Raw genomic sequence first — 16,506 nt, forward strand, 5'->3', positions numbered from 1 at the left:
CGGCCTCTCTATACGGGATGAGTGCGGCATAAAGCGGGGCCTGGCCCCATCACGCTGAAACGGCGCCCAAGGGCGCCGTTTTGTTGTTTATGGCTGCGGCCGGGATCGGTGGCGCATCAGCAGGACCAGCATGATCCCCATGGCGATCAGCACCGCAAGGGAGGAGGCGGCGAGGAGGGGGTCGACCCGCTCCGGTGGCAGCAGCCGGCCATAGAGCAGGTAGAGCCCCGCCGACATCACCAGCGCCCCCAGCTGGTGCAGGTAGAACTGCACGGACACCAGCCGCCCGCTCGGGTTGTCGAGCCACAGCCGGTGGCACAGGGCATAGATGAACGAGACCACGAAGCCGACCAGCATGATGTGGGCATGGGTCACGAACTGGCCGTGATCCTTGCTGGCGGCCATATGGATGCCCAGCACCATGCCGAGCAGGGCATAGCAGAGGGCGCTGATGACGAACTTCCTGTCCATGGGATGGCTCCTTGCCGTGAAAACCGGCTTGAGTATAGTCCCGCGCCCGCGGCAGGCGGGGCGCACGGGGAGTGACTCCAGGGGAATGGCGCCAACATTTGATACCCGGGGGTGAGCAGGGTAAAGTCACACCCCCAAGATGGCGGCCCTGCTGCCATGTTGGGATCGGTAGCTGGCCTCAGCCACGTCTTGCCTCGCTGACGCAGCAGCAAGCGGCTGGGCACCGATAGCACAGATGATCGCGATCTTACGATGACAACCGGCGTAGCAGATGCAACGGTCCGCGGTCGCGACCAGATCAACAATCGTCTTTGGGGAAGTAAATGGAACATAAACCATCGTTGGTGGGCGGGGCATGCATCATTGCCGGCGTCTGTGTGGGGGCTGGCATGCTGGGCCTGCCGAGTGCGGGCGCGGGGGCCTGGAGCCTCTGGTCCATGCTCGCGGTGGCGCTGACCATGGTGGTGATGACGGTCTCCGGCTGGATGCTGCTCGAATCCTATCGTGGCTACCCCCTGCGCGTCTCCTTCGATACCGTGACCCGGGATCTGCTGGGGGAGAAGGTGAACGCCCTCAACAACCTCAGCGTCTATTTCGTCGGCGGCATCCTGCTCTACGCCTACATCACCTCGGCCGGCCTCATCATAGACGGCATGACGGGGATGGGCAGCCAGCTCTCCTCCATCCTCTTCACCCTGGCCTTCTCCCTGCTGGTGTGGCACTCCACCCGGGCGGTGGACCGCATCTCGGTGCTGCTGGTGATCCTGATGGGGCTGAGCTTCGCCTTCGGCATCTCGGGCCTGTCCATGAACGTCCGCCTGGATCTGCTGCTGGATCGGGTCGGCAGCGAGACCCACTACGCCCCCTATGCCCTGGTGATGCTGCCGGTGGCGCTCACCTCCTTCGGCTATCACCACTCGGTGTCGTCCATGCGCGCCTATTACGGCGAGGAGAAGCGTGCCAGCCGCGCCATCCTGGGGGGCACCCTGATCGCGCTCGCGTTTTACCTCGTCTGGCTGGTGAGCGTCTTTGGCAACCTGCCGCGCAGCGAGTTCGGCCCGGTGATCGCAGAGGGGGGCAACGTGGACGCCCTGCTCAAGGCGCTGGGCTCGGTGATCGAATCCAGGGCGGTGGCGAGCGCCCTCAACGCCTTCTCCATGGCGGCCATCCTCTCCTCCTTCATCGGGGTGGGGCTGGGGGTGTTCGACTACCTGGCGGATCTGTTCAAGTTCGACAACAGCCGGGGCGGCCGCGCCAAGTCCTGGGCGGTGACCTTTGTGCCGCCCCTGGTGCTCTCCCTGCTGTTCCCGTTCGGCTTCCTGGTGGCCATCGGCTACGCCGGTGCCGTCGCGACCCTCTGGACCTGCATCATACCGCCGCTGCTGGCCTGGAAGGTGCGGGCGGCTCAGGGCGACGAGGGCGAAGGCTTCCGCGCCCCCGGCGGGGTGCTGATGATCGCCCTGGTGATCGGTTTTGGCGTGCTGACCGCCGCCTTCCACCTGCTCAACATGGTCGAGCTGCTGCCCGCCTACAAGGGGTGATAGGCCTGCGATGCTGCGAGCAACGGCGCCTTCGGGCGCCGTTTTCTATGGCGTCGAGACGAAAGGGGCAAGAGGGCACAGGGACCGGCGACCCATGGTTATCCGGGAGGGGGCCTGAGCGTCAGGGCAAGCTTTCAGGGTCGGTCAGCGTGCCTGCCTGGCCACCAGGGTCTGCTCCACATAGGGGTCGCTGCGCCCCTTGAGCAGCTTGCCCATCCCCTGCTCCACGGTGGCGATGTCGAACAGCCTGTCCGGCGCGACCACCCTGGCCAGCATCTGCTCCGGCAGCTTGGCGCCGCGGCGAAACTCCACCCGATAGCCGGTCCCTTTGGCCCCACCGGCGAAGGGACCCGGAGGGGCTATAGTCAGACAGATGGCACCTGCGCGTCACTGCCTGCGGGCTGCCAGCTTTCGATCACCCCGTCCATCCACCAGACAGCTGCTGCCCGGCAGCACGGCCGCCATGGTAGTCAGGCCGTGCGTGATCCTGTTTTGCATCGTATTCACCCAACCGGGAGAGAGATGTTTTGTGCAAACACCTATTGGCCCTGGGCGTGCTCGCGGCCATCACCCTGGCCACGCCGGTCCAGGCCGAAGAGAAGGCCGGCATGCCAGCCATGACAGACGAGGCGATGATCGCCAGCGCCATGGCGGCGGCCCCCGTCAAGGTCGGGGCCGGCGCCACCGTCGTCGCCATGGGGGCGGACGGCAAGATGCGCACCCTGCGCGAGGGCGGCAATGGCTTCACCTGCATGCCAGACAACCCGGCCACGCCGGGGCCGGATCCTATGTGCATGGACGCGGCGGCGATGGCCTGGGCCCATGCCTGGATCAACCACGAGATGCCGCCCAAGGGCAAGATTGGCTTCATGTACATGCTCAAGGGCGGCACCGATGCCAGCAACACCGACCCCTACGCGACCCAGCCCACCACCAGCAACAACTGGTTGCAGACCGGACCCCACGTGATGATCGTCGGGGCGGATGATGCCTTCTACGACATGTATCCGAAGGGTGCAGATCCGGATACCTCTGCCCCCTACATCATGTGGTCTGGCACCCCCTATCAGCATCTGATGGCACCAGTGGAGTAAGACGTTGTGTGCAGCAGGTCGGCGGCGTCGCGGCCGATCATCAAGAGGCGCCCGTCGGGCGCCTTTTGCATGGGGCTCGCTGGCGGTATGCCTGCGAGACGCGCCTGGGTGGCGGGCTCTCATTCCCGATAGCGGGCCGAGGTAATGAACTGTCCGAAGGTTTCACACCAGACGATCACGGTGTCGTAGCGGGCGGGGTCGATGCCGGCGGGGAGCGGCACGATAAAGTTGTCGAAGGTCTTCACCGGCCCGACATGCACCATCCGATCCTTCAGGCGGGCAAAGTCCGCCTCGGTCTCGACGAAGGCGGGCGACAGATAGAGCTGGTAGTCGGGGCCCGGCGCCAGCCTGCCCATCAGGCTGATGGCGTCCGGCCCTATGCTCACCTTGCCTTCCCCCCAGTGCAGCCGATCGCTGTCCTGCCGTTCCCGTTTGAAGGTGCCCTGATAGGTCGCCTGCGCCTGACGGGCCGCGACCTGTTCACCGCTTGGGGCGGGCGGCGCGATCAGGATGGGCAGCAGATAGATGCCGGCGGCGAAGCCGGCAGCCCCCACCAGCAGATGGCTGGCCAGCAGCAGGGCCAGGGTCTTGCGTTGCATGGCTGTCTCGGTCGGTGATCAATGGATGGCCCAACATATCAGGGCCTGCCGCCCATGCCCATCCCGGGGGGCGTGAAAGGTGCTGACGTGAGGCTGCTCTCCCTCAACGCTCCTGCTGCAATGTCCGGAGGGTGGCAATCAGCCGGCCGGCGTGGTCGCGGGCGCGCGCCTCGACCAGCTCCTGGGTGTTGTAGATCCCCGGGATATAGACCATGCCGTGGCTCCAGATCGGCGGCTCGAAGACCATGCCGGTCAGGTAGGCCAGCTGCTCCAGGGGCTTGAGCAGCTCGGGGATGGCGAAGTGGTTGTACCCGAGCGTGCGGTAGGACTCCTGCGGCCCGCCCACGGTCAGGGAGAGCAGCAGCGGTTTGCCCTTGAGCTTGTCCCCCTCAGGCCCGTAGGCGAAGTTGAAGGTCATCACCTCGTCGATCCACTTCTTCAGCAGCGCCGGCACCGAGTACCAGTAGAAGGGGAACTGCAACACCAGGATGTCCGCGTCCAGCAGGGCCTGCTGCTCGGCCGCCACGTCGATGCGGCCATCGGGGTAGCGCTGGTCGAGGCGCCGCACCCGGACGTGGTCGACGGCCTCCTCAAGCTCGCCGAGGATCACCCGGTTGGTGTAAGAGTGGGACAGGTCGGGATGACCGGAAATGACCAGCACCTTGCTCATGATGCGTTCTCCTGTGAAAGCCGTGATGGATGGATTGGCGCCACTATAAGGGGGAGAACTGTTTATTTTTAGACGGGATTGGGCAAAATGATTGTTAGTCATCAACTAACAATGGCGGCTGCCACCATGAAAGGATCCACCTTCCACTGCCTGATGATTTTCCACTGTATCGTGCAGGAGGGGTCGATCCGCGGCGCCGCCCGCCGGCTCGAGATGTCGGCCCCGACCGTGAGCCTGGCTCTCAAGCAGCTGGAGCAGACCCTGGGGCTGGCGCTGTTTCGGCGCACCACCCGCAGCATGGAGCTGACCGAGGCGGGGCAACAGCTGCACGATCAGACCGGCCACGCCATGGCGACGCTCGACGGCGCCCTGGAGCGGGTCGGGCAGCATGGCCGCGCCCCCGCCGGCAAGGTGCGCGTGACCCTGCCCCGCTTCGTGTTCCAGAGCTTCCTGCAGCCGCTCTATGCCGGTTTCTGCCGCCAGTACCCCGAGATCGAGCTGGAGCTGCACCTCTCGGACGCCACGGTCGACATCCTGCGGGAGGGGATAGATCTCGGCATTCGCTCAGGCGATCGGGTCGACGAGGGCATGGTGGCGCGGCCGCTGAGCGGCCCCCTGCGCGAGGCGCTGTTCGCCTCCCCCGACTACCTGGCCCGGCACGGCGAGCCGATGACGCCGGCGCAGCTCAGCGAACATCGGCTGATCCGCAACCGCTTCACCACCTCCAACCGCCTGTCCGCGCTGCGGCTGGCCCTCGACGACAACACGCCGGCCCCGGAGATGGGCACGGCGCTTATCGTCAACGACACCGACGCCATGATCGATGCCGCCAGGCAGGGGCTGGGCATCGGCAAGATGATCGAGCCGGTGGCAACCCCCCATCTCGCCGCCGGCACCCTGATGCCTGTGCTGGAGTCCTGGTGGGTGACCCACCCCGGCCTGCACCTCTACTACCGGCGGGAAAGTGCCCAGACCGGCCGGGTACGCGCCCTGATCGACTACCTGCTGGCCCATCGAATGCAGCCATAGGCAGCCTTCGTCAGGCTGTGGTCTGCACCAGATACCATCACCCCATGCGGGGTCGACTGGCGCGGCATAATCGGACGAACGAGTCGCCTTGGTTGCGGTTGTTGCCGTGAAACAGGGGCGGCCAACAGGAGGGGAAATTAGGTTTGGCCGTGAGAGCGGGAGAATGCAATTACGCGAACGTCCGATTACGCCTGACGGCTCATCGAACCTAGGGGCTGCTCGGGTGAGAGAAAAATAGGTGGGTGTCACAGTTTTTAATTGTGTTAATGTGCTTTTATTAAATCTGTTCAGGGATATGAGTAGCAATTATGGATATTGTAGATTTTATAAGAAAATTTATTTTTGAGTTATCAGAGCAATTAGAAAAATCAGAATTATACCTCACAATCTTTGCCGCTTTATTAGGTGCAGTAGTCGGAGCACTGCTTACAATGCTTGTGTCGATTCTCTCTGGGTTTTTGAATAAATTAAGCTATAACAAATTGGTCAGAATGCAAATTCATCATATAACCGAATCTAATATAATGCGATGTCAAGTTAATATAGGTGTTCTAGATAATGAGATTGATGGATTATCTTCTCGGGGAAAATTCACATTGAATGGTCTTGCTTTGCTTCAAGACTACGAAAATACGTTACTTTATACACCTGCAAAATTTAGACCTACAGAGTTTTTTTTAATCCGCATGCAAACCACAGCATTGAACTCACATCATGCGCAACTAGCGTCAATGCTAGAACAAAGAGCCAGGCTAGATATAGAGATTAGAAAAGCCTCCCAAGGTGAGCAGGAGTGGGAATTAACAGGGCTAAGGCTCGAATATGATAGGCACCTTAAAAATAAATTTTCTGAGATACAAGAGTTTACAAAAGCCCTTAGAGATTATATTGACCTTGGATGTCTCAAACGATTTGTTATGAATTTCATCCCACTAAGAGTGATTAAAAGTCAGTCAATGAAAGCTGTCATGGAGACACCAACTCAGACTAACTAACTGGCACTCTACATTACATTGGAGGACCAATTAGGTAGATCTATTAATTATTCCTTAACCATTACACCATCTGTTTTATTAGTGAATGTTAAATATATTGGTAAGGACTCAATAAAAACGGCGCCTTAGCGGCGCCGTTTTTTATATCACTAACCCAACCAAGATCACTGCAGCAGAGAGATATCCGCGACTTGCAGGAACAGGTTGCGCAGGTTGTTCAGCAGTGCCAGACGGTTGGCCTTGAGGGCCTCGTCGTCGGCCATCACCATGACTTCGTTGAAGAAGGTGTCGACCGGCTCGCGCAGGGCGGCCAGACGGGTGAGGGCGGCCTGATAGTCACCGGCAGCGAACAGCGGGGCCAGTTCGGCTTGCAGTGCTGCAACCTGGGTGGCCAGCGCCTGCTCGGCAGCATCGACCAGCAGTTCCGGTTTGACGGCAGTCGGCAGATCGCCTTCGACCTTGGCCAGAATGTTGCTCACGCGCTTGTTGGCGGCGGCCAGGGCCAGGGCTGCATCCAGGGTGCGGAAGTGGCTGACGGCCTTGACGCGGCGATCGAAGTCCAGCGGACGGGTCGGGCGGCGGGCCAGCACGGCCAGCACCACGTCGGCACCGATGCCTTCGTCCTGATAGGCGGCGCGGAAGCGGCCCAGCATAAAGTCGACCACGTCGGTGACGACTGTCTTGTTGGTGAGCTTGTCACCGTAGACGCTGACGGCCTCTTCGACCAGCTCCACCAGATCCAGATCCAGCTGCTTCTCGGTCATGATGCGCAGGGCACCGATGGCGGCGCGGCGCAGGGCGAACGGGTCCTTGTCACCCTTGGGCAGCATGCCGATGCCGAAGATGCCGGCCAGGGTGTCGAACTTGTCGGCCAGGGCCACGGCGCAGGAGACCAGGCCGGACGGCAGGGCATCGCCGGCGAAGCGCGGCATGTACTGCTCGTTGAGGGCCAGGGCCACCGCCTCGGCTTCGCCGTCGTGACGGGCGTAGTGCATCCCCATGACACCCTGGGTGTCGGTGAACTCGCCGACCATGTTGGTCATCAGATCGCACTTGGAGAGCAGACCGGCACGCTGGGCCTGGCCCACGTCGGCACCGACCTTGGCGGCGATGAAGCCGGCCATGGCCTCGATGCGGGCGGCCTTGGCACGTACTGTCCCCAGCTGCTGCTGGAACAGCACGGTCTCGAGGCGCGGCAGGCGGTCGGCCAGCTTCTGTTTGAGGTCGGTCTTGAAGAAGAACTCGGCGTCGGAGAGACGGGGGCGCACCACCTTCTCGTTGCCGCTGATGATCTGGCTCGGGTCCTTGGACTCGATGTTGGTGACGAAGATGAACTTCGGCAGCAGCTTGCCGCTCTTGTCGTAGACCGGGAAGTACTTCTGGTCGCCCTTCATGGTGTGCACCAGGGCCTCGGCCGGCACGGCCAGGAACTTCTCTTCGAAGTTGGCGGTCAGCACCACGGGCCATTCGACCAGGGCGGTGACCTCTTCCAGCAGGGCGTCGTCCAGATCGGCCACGCCACCGAAGGCGGCCGCGGCGGCCTCGACGTCAGCCTTGATCTTGGCCTTGCGCGCCATAAAGTCGGCAATCACCATGCCGCGCTCCTGCAGGATCTGCGGGTACTGGCTGGCGTTGTCGATGGTGATCTCGCTCTCGCCCATGAAGCGGTGACCGCGCAGGGTGCGGGTGGAGTCGATCCCCAGAATGTGGGCGGGCACCAGATCCCCATCCAGCAGCAGGGTCACGGTGAACACCGGACGCACGAACTGGATGGTCTTGTCGCCCCAGCGCATCATCTTGGGGATGGGTAGCTTGGCCAGCGCGGAAGCGACCAGCTCACCCAGCAGTTCGCGGGCCGGGCGGCCTTCGACGCGGGCATTGTGGACCAGCCACTCGCCCTTGTCGGTCACCAGACGCTCGGCCTGCTCGACTGTGATGCCGTTGCCACGGGCCCAGCCTTCGGCGGCCTTGGTCGGCTTGCCTTCGGCATCGTACGCCTGCGCCACGGCCGGGCCGCGTTTCTCGACGCTCTTGCTCGGCTGCTCGGCGGCCAGCTCGCTCACCTTCAGCGCCAGGCGGCGCGGTGAGGCAAACCACTCGACGTCGCCGAAGGCCAGATCGGCCTTGGTCAGCTCGCTCTTGAGGTTGTCGGCAAAGGCTTCGGCCAGGGAGCGCAGGGCCTTGGGGGGCAGCTCGGCGGTGCCGATCTCTACCAGAAATGTATGTTGTGCCATGTCCGTTCCTTAACCTTGCTTGTGCTCGTTGTTGCCACGCTGGCACATGGGGAAGCCCAGCGCCTCGCGGGAGGCGTAGTAGGCCTCGGCCACGGCCTTGGTCAGGGTGCGAATGCGCAGGATGTAGCGCTGACGCTCGGTGACCGAGATGGCCTTGCGGGCATCCAGCAGGTTGAAGGAGTGAGCGGCCTTGAGGATGCGCTCGTAGGCGGGCAGCGGCAGCGGCTTCTCCAGTGCCAGCAGGGACTGGGCTTCCTTCTCGTACTGCTCGAAGCAGTGGAACAGGAACTCCACGTCGGCGTGCTCGAAGTTGTAGGTGGACTGCTCCACTTCGTTCTGGTGGAAGACGTCGCCGTAGGTGGTCTTGCCCAGGGGGCCGTCGGACCAGACCAGGTCATAGACGCTGTCCACGCCCTGGATGTACATGGCCAGGCGCTCGAGACCATAGGTGATCTCGCCGGTGACCGGCTTGCACTCGAGGCCGCCCACCTGCTGGAAGTAGGTGAACTGAGTCACTTCCATGCCGTTCAGCCAGACTTCCCAGCCCAGACCCCAGGCGCCCAGGGTCGGGTTTTCCCAGTTGTCTTCCACGAAGCGGATGTCGTGGATCTCGGGATCCATGCCCAGCTCCTTCAGGGAGCCCAGATAGAGTTCCTGGATGTTGTCGGGGGAAGGCTTGATGATCACCTGGAACTGGTAGTAGTGCTGCAGGCGGTTCGGGTTCTCACCGTAGCGGCCGTCGGTGGGACGGCGGGACGGTTGAACGTAGGCGCAGGCGATGGGCTCCGGGCCCAGGGCGCGCAGGCAGGTCATGGGGTGGGAGGTACCGGCACCCACTTCCATATCCAGCGGCTGAATGATGGTACAGCCCTGGCGGGACCAATAGTCCTGCAACTGCAGGATCAGGCCCTGAAAGGTTTTGACATCGAATTTTTGCATAGTGTTTTTCGCGCGAAATGAAATCAGAGCAAGATTTGCTGAATGTGAACCGAGGGAGTATACCGTCTGGCATGGTCGGATAATAGGCGAAATTACAGGGGATTAGTGGGGCTATGCTGCCGCTTGCCCTATGATGTCGCCGACACAAGCGGCCTGCCGATGGCCGATGAAATGACAGGGGAGAGGAAATGGAACTGCGCTGCGCCTGGGTGACCAAGGACCCGGAATACATCGAATACCATGACAAGCAGTGGGGCAGGCCGGTCCGTGACCCGCGCGAGCTGTTTGCCAAGCTCTGCCTCGACGGCCAGCAGGCGGGGCTGTCGTGGATCACCATCCTCAAGCGCACCGAGAGCTACCATCGCGCCTATGCGGACTTCGATCCGGTGCGCATCGCCCGGTTCGACGACCGGGACGTGGAGCGGCTGATGCAAGATACCGGCATCATTCGCAACCGGCTCAAGGTACAGTCGATCATCAAAAACGCCCGCGCCTATCTGGCGCTGGAGGCCGAAGGCATCGACTTTGTCGATTATCTGTGGGGCTTCGTGGGCGGCGCCCCCATGGTCAACCAGCGTCAGGGCAACGGCGACATTCCGGCGACCTCGCCGGAGTCGGATGCCATGTCAAAAGCCCTGAAAAAACGCGGCTTTACCTTCGTCGGCAGCACCATCTGCTACGCCTTCATGCAGGCGGTGGGCATGGTGAACGATCATCTGGTGACCTGCCCCTGTCACGCCGAATGCCAGCAAGCGATGCCGGAGTGAATGGGGGAGTGAGCGAAGAAGGGAGGCCTGGGCCTCCCTTCTTCTTTGGGCCCGAATCAACAGGGTTGAAGGACCTGGCTCAGCGTCTCGCACACCTCGAGGATGTCTCTGCCGGGGCTTGCAAGGCCACCTGTGTCACCCTGGTCGGTGCCTCGGGAGGCCGGTGGTTGCCATGATGAACGAGCATGGCTGGCTGGTCCCTGCCATGCCAGAAGCCGCCACCGTGGGGAGTCCATTTTCGCTGTCGGTACAGCCGGCATACAGTCGTGGCTGCCCAGAATCGGGATATCCATCACGAGGATTTCCCTATGTCACTGAATTCATTCCGCCCCCGTACCCTCGCCAGCCTGCTGCTGGCCAGTTGCTCCCTGCTGGCGACCCTGCCCGCCCAGGCGACCGATCGCCAGGACTCCCGCGACGTGCGCCAGGAGGTGCGTCCCGAGATCCGCGACGCCAAGCAGGATTGCCGCGAGAACGACCAGAAGGACAACTACGAGTGCCGCCAGGACAAGCGTGAAGTGAAGCAGGACGTGCGCGAGAAGGCCCGCGACGTCAAGTACTGATCCCCGTGACCGCCCCGACGTCCGTCCATCCATACAGGAGCCTCGACATGAAGACCTCAACTCCTCGCTTTGGCCGTAGCGCGTTGCTGTCAGCCCTGCTGGCCGGTTGCACCCTGTTGGTGGCCCTGCCGGCCCAGGCCACCGAACAAGCCCAGCAACGCCGCGACGCGCGGGATCTGCGCCAGGAAGTCCGCCAGGAGTCCCGCGAACAGAAGCGCGACTGCCGCCAGGAAGAGTTCCTTGGCAATGCCGATTGCCGTCAGGAGCATCGCCACCACAAGCAAGATGCCCGTGAAGCGGCTCGTGATATCAAGTATTGAGGCCGGGAGCATTCCCCCGCCGTCAACCCTTATTGGAGTTCCCATGACCATTGCCATCTCTCGCCTGGGCGCCGCCCTGCTGACCGCCTGCACCCTGCTTGCCGCCGTACCGGCCCAGGCCACCAATCAGGGCGAGCAGCGCCAGGATGCCCGTGACATCCGCCAGGACAGCCGTCAGGAGTCCCGCGATGCCAAGCAGGAGTGCCGCGAGGGGCTGGTCGGCAATGCCGACTGCCGCCAGGACCATCGCGACAGCAAGCAGGACGCCCGCGACGAGGCGCGCGACGTCAAGTACTGATGTGCCGGGCCCCACAGGGCTCGGTGTATAATTGAGAGACGCCGATCCGCTGCGTTTCATCCCTTTCAGGAGTCATCATGAAGAAATTTGTATTCATGCTGCTGGCGGCCACCGCCCTGTCGACGGTACTGCCCGTGCAAGCCACCGAGCAGGCCAGGCAGCGGCGCGAGGCCCGCGATGTGCGTCAGGACACCCGTCAGGAATCCCGCGACGCCAAGCAGGAGTGCCGCGAGGGGCTGGTCGGCAACGCCGACTGCCGCCAGGAGCACCGCGAGAACAAGCAGGAAGGGCGAGACCAGGCCCGCGACATCAAATATTGATGCCCGACCTGCAGGGTGCAGGTTCCGCCATCTTTGCGCCACAAGGAGACCCGGTTTCCTTGTGGCGCTTTGTCGATCCTCAGCGTCACACTCTGGCGCCTCTCTGGGTTAGAATGCGCGGCCATCGGCTAGCGTCGTTCTTTTTCGGAGATTTTTCATGCATTTCAAGAAACTGGTTCCTGCCCTTGCCCTGACCGTCGCCATCACTGGCTGCACCACCAACCCCTATACCGGTGAATCCCAGACCTCCAAGGGGGCCTGGGGGGCGCTGGCCGGTGCGGCGACCGGCGCCGCCGTGGGGGCGCTCTCCTCCAGCAAGGGGGATCGCAAGAAGGGCATCCTGACCGGCGTGGCGGCCGGTGCGGCTCTGGGTGGCGGTATCGGTTACTACATGGACGTGCAGGAGGCCAAGCTGCGCGAGAAGCTGCAAGGCACCGGGGTCAGCGTGACCCGCAACGGTGACGAGCTGATCCTGAACATGCCGAACAACGTCACCTTCGACAGCTCCAGCGCCCAGCTGAAGGCGGCCGGTGCCAACACCCTGTCCGGCGTGGCCATGGTGGTGGCCGAGTTCGACAAGACCCGGCTGAACGTGGTCGGTCACACCGACAGCACCGGCTCCCGCGAGCTGAACATGAAGCTCTCCCGCGATCGCGCCGATGCCGTCGCCGCCCAGCTGATCGGTCAGGGCGTGGCGGGCAGCCGCATCGCCATCAGCGGTGTGGGCCCGGATCAGCCGGTGGCCACCAACAGCACCGCCGAGGGCAAGGCCCAGAACCGCCGGGTGACCATCACCCTGACCCCGACCGCCTAAGCGGCCCGGTTCGCGCCAAATAAAGAGGCCCCGCCAGTCATGGCGGGGCCTCTTGCTATCTCAAGCCAGGGAAATCTTAGACGGCGGCGGTCAGCTGCACTTCCACCTTGTAGCCTTCGTGGGCGAGGCGGGCCTGTACGCAGGCTCTAACCGGGGCTGTACCCGCAGGGATCCAGGCGTCCCACTGGGCGTTGAAGGCTCCGATATCGGCGATGTCTTTGAGATAGATGTTGGCCATCAGTATCTTGTCGACGCCGGAGCCGCTGGCTTCCAACAGACGCTGCAGGCTTTCCAGCACCTCACGGGTCTGCTGGTGAATGTCGGCCTCGTCGGTGGCGGGCACTTCCACCACATAGAGGGTGCCGTTGTGGATGACAACATCAGACCAGCGGGCCGTGGTGCCGATTCGGGTAATCGTCATGGATTGCTCCGGTACTGGGCTTATTGACCCTTGCGGATCAGATAGCGATAAGGGGCCTGCTCTGTCTCGCTGGCGACCAGGGTGTGGTCCATGAAGCGGCAGAAGCTGGGAATGTCGCGGGTGGTGGAGGGATCGTCGGCGCTGACCAGCAGGGTCTCTCCCTCGGCCATCAGCCGCACTTTCTTGCGAACCATCATCACGGGTTCCGGGCAACGAAGCCCGATTGCGTCCAACTCATGAGTTGCGTCGCAGAATAAAGCACTCATCAATAATCAACCTTCAACCAATTCAGCCAGCAATGATACTCACGGCGAAAAAATAATCAAACCACGGTGCGGTTATGCAGCATATGCTACCAAAATGTGAACCGGCTCTACCCAGGCTCCGCTCGATGAGTAATATAAAAATTGAACCATATTCAACAAGGAGGTGTGAATATGCAGGTCTCCTACGGCAGATTGCAAGCCTACGCGGGCATGGGGTTCTTGTCGTTCGCCATGATAGTGCTGGGCAGCCCGATCGGTAATACCGGTACCTGGTTCGGCTCCATGGTGATGATAGGGCTGGGGCTCTGGATCGAGCTCAGCGACTATTACGACGAGGATGAGGACGAGAACGATCCCTCCTGAGAGCCAGGCTCTCGGCATTCAAAGGCGGACAGGTTCCGCCTTTGTCATTTCTGCTCCGCGCCGGATCGGGTCGAGCGCATGGCGCGCTCCAGCTGCAGCGCCGTCTGCTCCGGGTTGGCCCTGGCATCGTTGAAGAAACTGCTCAGCACATCCATGATCCCCTGACGCATGTTGGTCGGCACCGCCATCCCCTCCGCCATGCTGGGCAGCAGGTTGTCCTGCTGCTCGGCGTGGAGGAAATCCTGATAGGAGCGGATGGCGCAGCGGTCAAACTTGCTCATGTCCGGCTTGATGAGCGCCGGGATGGAGCCCTTCACCCGGTTGAACTCCTCCTGGAATCTCGGCGTCATCAGCAGCCTGGCCAGCTCGCCCTGGGCCTGCAGCTGGGCGGGGTCCCGCTGCTTGAACATGGCGATGGAGTCGAGGTTGTAGCTGAACAGCCCGGCACTGCCGGGGCTCGGCAGGCACTCGATATCCTCACCGGGCCGGTAGTTGCCGGCGCTCAGCTCCCCCTTGACCCAGTCCCCCATCACCTGCATGGCGGCACCGCCGCTCTCCAGCAGGTTGGTGGCCTGGTGCCACTTCAGGCCGGCGTATTTCTCCGGCACATAGGCGCGCAGCTGCTGGAAGCGGGTCAGCACCCGCACCATGTCGGGGCCGGTCAGGGTGGCGCTGTCCTGTTCGAGGAAGGCCTTGCGGTAGAAGATCTTGCCCCCTTCGCCGAGGGCTACCGTCTCGAACAGCACCGCGAGCTGCCAGGGTTCGTTGCCGATGGCGAGCGGGGTGATGCCTTTCTCCTTGAACTGTTCCGCCACCGCCACGAACTGGGCCCAGTCGGTGGGAGGCCTGAGCCCCAGCCGCTCGAACGCCTTGCGGTTGAGCCACAGCCAGTTGACCCTGTGGATGCCGGTGGGCACCGCCATCAGGGCGCCGTTCTGGCTCAGGGTCTCCCGCACCATGGGCGGCAGTTGCGGGTACCAGCCGAGGTGTTCGGCCATGGGGGTGAGATCGCGCAGGAAGCCCAGACTGCCCCACTCGTGCAGCTCGTACCCCTTGAGGTGGGCCGCCTCCGGCGGGTTGGCCGCCAGGGCCCGGCTCTTGAGCACCGTCATGGCGCTCTTGCCGCCCCCGCCCTGCACCGCGAAGTCGTTCCACTGGTTGCCCTGCTCGGCCCATTCCGACTTGAGCACTTCCACCGCCTTGGCCTCGCCGCCGGAGGTCCACCAGTGCAACACCTCCACCTGGGAGGCGCGAACGGGCAGGGAGAGCAGGGCGATGACAGAAAACGACAACCACTTCATACATTACTGCCTTGGTAGGGAGAGGGTGGCCTGCAGGCCGCCCTGGGGGCGATTTTCCAGCACCAGATCGCCGCCGTGGGCGTGGGCGATGTTGCGGGCGATGCCAAGGCCCAGCCCGGTCCCGGAGGGGTCGTTGCTGAGGCGATAGTAGGGCTCGAAGATGCGTTCGAACTGATCTTCCGGCAGGCCGGGGCCCTCGTCCATGATGAAGAGGATCAGCATCTCCTCGTCATCCATGATGATGACGCGCACCCTCTGGCCGTACTTGATGCCGTTGTCCACCAGGTTGCCGATGCAACGCTTGAGAGCCAGCAGCTTGCCGCGGTAGGGCCACTTGCAGTGCCCCTCTATGGTGAGCAGATCCTCGTGCAGGTTCATGGACTCCGCCATCTGCTCCAGCAGGGCGTTGATGTCGATCTGCTCGAGGTTCTCGTGGATGTCGGTCTCCTTCACCGTCTGCAGCGCCCCTTTCACCATCAGCTCCAGCTCGTCGAGATCCTTGTTGAACTTGGCGATCTGCACCTCGTCGTCCAGCAGCTCGACTCGCAGCCGCAGCCGGGTGATGGGGGTTTTGAGATCGTGGGAGATGGAGCTGAACAGCCGCTCCCGATCGTCGATGAAGCGGCGGATGCGTTGCTGCATGATGTTGAAGGCGCGGGTCGCGGCCACGATCTCGGAGGCTCCCTCCTCTTTGAGCGACGGCTGGTCGATGTCCTTGCCGAGGTTGACCGCCGCCTTGGCCAGCCGGCGCAGGGGGCGGGTCTGCCAGCGCACCAGCATGAAGGTGAAGAAGCAGAGGAAGACCGTCATCAGGGCGATGAAGCGCACTTGGTTGCTCGGCATCACGGTGTCGTCCAGCGTCATATAGGGGGCGGGCAGCAGGGCCGCCAAGTAGAGCCACTCCCCCGGCTCTATCTCGATCTGGGTCACCAGCACCGGCGGATTGATGGGCTCCAGTGACAGGGTGTAGCGGGCCCAGGAGGAGGGGAGGTCCGCCAGCAGGGTGTCGTTGTTGAAGACGTGCAGCTCCTCGGGACGGGAGAAGTCCACCTTGATGGCCATGGCGTCGGAGAGCTTGCGGGTCAGCACCTCCTGCACCTCCTTCAGCACCAGCGTCTTGCGCTCGCTGTCGGGGATGGCGCTGATGTGGATCTCCTCCTCGTTCAGGGACACGAAGAAGCGGCTGCCCCCCATGTTGCGCAGCTGATCCAGCGCGATGTGGCGGTACTGCAGCGGCAGGGACTTGAAGAAGTTGACGGTGGAGGCGGCCGACAGCGCCAGGTTGCGGGTGGTGCTGAGCATGCCCTCCAGCTCCCGCTTCTGGATCTGCTGCATCCAGATGCCGGTGAGTATGGTCTGGGAGAGCAGGATGGCGAGCAGCAACAGCAGCAGCATCCGTGACAGCAGGGAGCGGGGCACCAGGGCACGCCAGAACCATCTCGTTCTCACGGATTTTCGCGCCTCTTGTCGATCAGCATGGGGTGGTTACCTCTGCGCCTTG

General features: G+C 62.8%; 21 protein-coding genes. 11 read left to right on the forward strand and 10 right to left on the reverse strand.

What is annotated here, in order from left to right:
- Nucleotides 1-87 precede the first annotated feature (87 nt).
- Nucleotides 88-471: a hypothetical protein gene (locus BN1132_RS00205; RefSeq protein ID WP_042074032.1), complete on the reverse strand. Its 384-nt coding sequence runs from the start codon at nt 469-471 to the stop codon at nt 88-90.
- A 323-nt stretch (nt 472-794) separates the two neighbouring features.
- Between BN1132_RS00205 and BN1132_RS00210 the strand changes: the two genes are divergently transcribed.
- On the forward strand, nt 795-2,012 hold the full coding sequence (locus BN1132_RS00210; protein WP_042074033.1) for an aromatic amino acid transporter: 1,218 nt from the start codon (nt 795-797) through the stop codon (nt 2,010-2,012).
- A gap of 144 nt (nt 2,013-2,156) precedes the next feature.
- On the opposite strand, the gene BN1132_RS19835 is transcribed toward BN1132_RS00210, so the two are convergent.
- Entirely contained in the window at nt 2,157-2,324 is a 168-nt protein-coding gene (locus tag BN1132_RS19835; protein ID WP_157005264.1) for a hypothetical protein, read from the reverse strand.
- 215 nt (nt 2,325-2,539) lie between these two features.
- On the opposite strand from BN1132_RS19835, the gene BN1132_RS00215 reads away from it, so the two are divergent.
- Complete coding sequence (locus BN1132_RS00215) at nt 2,540-3,106, forward strand: hypothetical protein (protein ID WP_244462889.1); 567 nt, start codon at nt 2,540-2,542, stop codon at nt 3,104-3,106.
- 119 nt (nt 3,107-3,225) lie between these two features.
- Here the strand turns inward: BN1132_RS00215 and BN1132_RS00220 are convergent, their stop codons facing one another.
- Together BN1132_RS00220 and BN1132_RS00225 are read right to left on the reverse strand one after the other, a co-directional pair.
- Nucleotides 3,226-3,705, reverse strand: a complete 480-nt coding sequence (locus tag BN1132_RS00220; protein ID WP_042074034.1) for a DM13 domain-containing protein — start codon at nt 3,703-3,705, stop codon at nt 3,226-3,228.
- Between the two features lie 103 nt (nt 3,706-3,808).
- Nucleotides 3,809-4,375 carry an NAD(P)H-dependent oxidoreductase gene (locus BN1132_RS00225; RefSeq protein ID WP_042074035.1) on the reverse strand — a complete coding sequence of 189 codons (567 nt, stop codon included), beginning with the start codon at nt 4,373-4,375 and terminating at the stop codon, nt 3,809-3,811.
- Between the two features lie 126 nt (nt 4,376-4,501).
- Here BN1132_RS00225 and BN1132_RS00230 point away from each other — a divergent pair, with 126 nt between their 5' ends.
- Together BN1132_RS00230 and BN1132_RS19235 are read left to right on the forward strand one after the other, a co-directional pair.
- Complete coding sequence (locus tag BN1132_RS00230) at nt 4,502-5,404, forward strand: LysR family transcriptional regulator (protein WP_042074071.1); 903 nt, start codon at nt 4,502-4,504, stop codon at nt 5,402-5,404.
- 308 nt (nt 5,405-5,712) lie between these two features.
- Entirely contained in the window at nt 5,713-6,399 is a 687-nt protein-coding gene (locus BN1132_RS19235) for a hypothetical protein (protein WP_084202512.1), read from the forward strand.
- A 164-nt stretch (nt 6,400-6,563) separates the two neighbouring features.
- Here the strand turns inward: BN1132_RS19235 and glyS are convergent, their stop codons facing one another.
- Both glyS and glyQ read right to left on the reverse strand, forming a co-directional pair.
- The gene (glyS, locus tag BN1132_RS00235; RefSeq protein ID WP_042074036.1) at nt 6,564-8,633 is read right to left on the reverse strand and encodes a glycine--tRNA ligase subunit beta; all 2,070 of its coding nucleotides are present in this window, start codon (nt 8,631-8,633) and stop codon (nt 6,564-6,566) included.
- 9 nt (nt 8,634-8,642) lie between these two features.
- On the reverse strand, nt 8,643-9,572 hold the full coding sequence (gene glyQ / locus BN1132_RS00240; protein WP_042074037.1) for a glycine--tRNA ligase subunit alpha: 930 nt from the start codon (nt 9,570-9,572) through the stop codon (nt 8,643-8,645).
- Between the two features lie 188 nt (nt 9,573-9,760).
- Here glyQ and BN1132_RS00245 point away from each other — a divergent pair, with 188 nt between their 5' ends.
- From BN1132_RS00245 to BN1132_RS00270, 6 genes are all read left to right on the forward strand, one after another.
- Complete coding sequence (locus BN1132_RS00245) at nt 9,761-10,339, forward strand: DNA-3-methyladenine glycosylase I (RefSeq protein ID WP_042074039.1); 579 nt, start codon at nt 9,761-9,763, stop codon at nt 10,337-10,339.
- 308 nt (nt 10,340-10,647) lie between these two features.
- Complete coding sequence (locus BN1132_RS00250) at nt 10,648-10,902, forward strand: hypothetical protein (protein ID WP_042074040.1); 255 nt, start codon at nt 10,648-10,650, stop codon at nt 10,900-10,902.
- Between the two features lie 47 nt (nt 10,903-10,949).
- Complete coding sequence (locus BN1132_RS19240; protein ID WP_084202513.1) at nt 10,950-11,222, forward strand: hypothetical protein; 273 nt, start codon at nt 10,950-10,952, stop codon at nt 11,220-11,222.
- 43 nt (nt 11,223-11,265) lie between these two features.
- The gene (locus BN1132_RS00260) at nt 11,266-11,520 is read left to right on the forward strand and encodes a hypothetical protein (RefSeq protein ID WP_042074042.1); all 255 of its coding nucleotides are present in this window, start codon (nt 11,266-11,268) and stop codon (nt 11,518-11,520) included.
- A 77-nt stretch (nt 11,521-11,597) separates the two neighbouring features.
- Nucleotides 11,598-11,840, forward strand: a complete 243-nt coding sequence (locus BN1132_RS00265) for a hypothetical protein (RefSeq protein ID WP_042074043.1) — start codon at nt 11,598-11,600, stop codon at nt 11,838-11,840.
- 157 nt (nt 11,841-11,997) lie between these two features.
- Nucleotides 11,998-12,654 (forward strand): OmpA family lipoprotein, encoded by a 657-nt coding sequence (locus tag BN1132_RS00270; RefSeq protein ID WP_042074045.1) that lies wholly within the window; start codon nt 11,998-12,000, stop codon nt 12,652-12,654.
- A 76-nt stretch (nt 12,655-12,730) separates the two neighbouring features.
- Here the strand turns inward: BN1132_RS00270 and BN1132_RS00275 are convergent, their stop codons facing one another.
- Together BN1132_RS00275 and tusA are read right to left on the reverse strand one after the other, a co-directional pair.
- The gene (locus BN1132_RS00275) at nt 12,731-13,075 is read right to left on the reverse strand and encodes a RidA family protein (RefSeq protein ID WP_042074046.1); all 345 of its coding nucleotides are present in this window, start codon (nt 13,073-13,075) and stop codon (nt 12,731-12,733) included.
- Between the two features lie 20 nt (nt 13,076-13,095).
- The gene (gene tusA / locus BN1132_RS00280) at nt 13,096-13,341 is read right to left on the reverse strand and encodes a sulfurtransferase TusA (protein ID WP_042074048.1); all 246 of its coding nucleotides are present in this window, start codon (nt 13,339-13,341) and stop codon (nt 13,096-13,098) included.
- Nucleotides 13,342-13,512: 171 nt separating this feature from the next.
- Between tusA and BN1132_RS00285 the strand changes: the two genes are divergently transcribed.
- The gene (locus tag BN1132_RS00285; RefSeq protein ID WP_010672410.1) at nt 13,513-13,704 is read left to right on the forward strand and encodes a hypothetical protein; all 192 of its coding nucleotides are present in this window, start codon (nt 13,513-13,515) and stop codon (nt 13,702-13,704) included.
- A 44-nt stretch (nt 13,705-13,748) separates the two neighbouring features.
- Here BN1132_RS00285 and BN1132_RS00290 read toward each other — a convergent pair whose 3' ends face one another.
- Both BN1132_RS00290 and BN1132_RS00295 read right to left on the reverse strand, forming a co-directional pair.
- Entirely contained in the window at nt 13,749-15,005 is a 1,257-nt protein-coding gene (locus BN1132_RS00290) for an ABC transporter substrate-binding protein (protein ID WP_042074049.1), read from the reverse strand.
- Between the two features lie 3 nt (nt 15,006-15,008).
- The gene (locus BN1132_RS00295; RefSeq protein WP_042074051.1) at nt 15,009-16,454 is read right to left on the reverse strand and encodes an ATP-binding protein; all 1,446 of its coding nucleotides are present in this window, start codon (nt 16,452-16,454) and stop codon (nt 15,009-15,011) included.
- Nucleotides 16,455-16,506 lie beyond the last annotated feature (52 nt).

Source organism: Aeromonas sanarellii (assembly GCF_000820085.1).
GTDB lineage: Bacteria > Pseudomonadota > Gammaproteobacteria > Enterobacterales > Aeromonadaceae > Aeromonas > Aeromonas sanarellii.

Excerpts from the sequence above, each read along its gene's own strand:
- BN1132_RS00205 (WP_042074032.1), bottom strand. The coding sequence starts at position 471 with ATGGACAGGAAGTTCGTCATCAGCGCCCTCTGCTATGCCCTGCTCGGC.
- BN1132_RS00210 (WP_042074033.1), top strand. The coding sequence starts at position 795 with ATGGAACATAAACCATCGTTGGTGGGCGGGGCATGCATCATTGCCGGC.
- BN1132_RS00220 (WP_042074034.1), bottom strand. The coding sequence starts at position 3,705 with ATGCAACGCAAGACCCTGGCCCTGCTGCTGGCCAGCCATCTGCTGGTG.
- BN1132_RS00225 (WP_042074035.1), bottom strand. The coding sequence starts at position 4,375 with ATGAGCAAGGTGCTGGTCATTTCCGGTCATCCCGACCTGTCCCACTCT.
- BN1132_RS00230 (WP_042074071.1), top strand. The coding sequence starts at position 4,502 with ATGAAAGGATCCACCTTCCACTGCCTGATGATTTTCCACTGTATCGTG.
- BN1132_RS19235 (WP_084202512.1), top strand. The coding sequence starts at position 5,713 with ATGGATATTGTAGATTTTATAAGAAAATTTATTTTTGAGTTATCAGAG.
- glyS (WP_042074036.1), bottom strand. The coding sequence starts at position 8,633 with ATGGCACAACATACATTTCTGGTAGAGATCGGCACCGCCGAGCTGCCC.
- glyQ (WP_042074037.1), bottom strand. The coding sequence starts at position 9,572 with ATGCAAAAATTCGATGTCAAAACCTTTCAGGGCCTGATCCTGCAGTTG.
- BN1132_RS00245 (WP_042074039.1), top strand. The coding sequence starts at position 9,761 with ATGGAACTGCGCTGCGCCTGGGTGACCAAGGACCCGGAATACATCGAA.
- BN1132_RS00250 (WP_042074040.1), top strand. The coding sequence starts at position 10,648 with ATGTCACTGAATTCATTCCGCCCCCGTACCCTCGCCAGCCTGCTGCTG.
- BN1132_RS19240 (WP_084202513.1), top strand. The coding sequence starts at position 10,950 with ATGAAGACCTCAACTCCTCGCTTTGGCCGTAGCGCGTTGCTGTCAGCC.
- BN1132_RS00260 (WP_042074042.1), top strand. The coding sequence starts at position 11,266 with ATGACCATTGCCATCTCTCGCCTGGGCGCCGCCCTGCTGACCGCCTGC.
- BN1132_RS00265 (WP_042074043.1), top strand. The coding sequence starts at position 11,598 with ATGAAGAAATTTGTATTCATGCTGCTGGCGGCCACCGCCCTGTCGACG.
- BN1132_RS00270 (WP_042074045.1), top strand. The coding sequence starts at position 11,998 with ATGCATTTCAAGAAACTGGTTCCTGCCCTTGCCCTGACCGTCGCCATC.
- BN1132_RS00275 (WP_042074046.1), bottom strand. The coding sequence starts at position 13,075 with ATGACGATTACCCGAATCGGCACCACGGCCCGCTGGTCTGATGTTGTC.
- tusA (WP_042074048.1), bottom strand. The coding sequence starts at position 13,341 with ATGAGTGCTTTATTCTGCGACGCAACTCATGAGTTGGACGCAATCGGG.
- BN1132_RS00285 (WP_010672410.1), top strand. The coding sequence starts at position 13,513 with ATGCAGGTCTCCTACGGCAGATTGCAAGCCTACGCGGGCATGGGGTTC.
- BN1132_RS00290 (WP_042074049.1), bottom strand. The coding sequence starts at position 15,005 with ATGAAGTGGTTGTCGTTTTCTGTCATCGCCCTGCTCTCCCTGCCCGTT.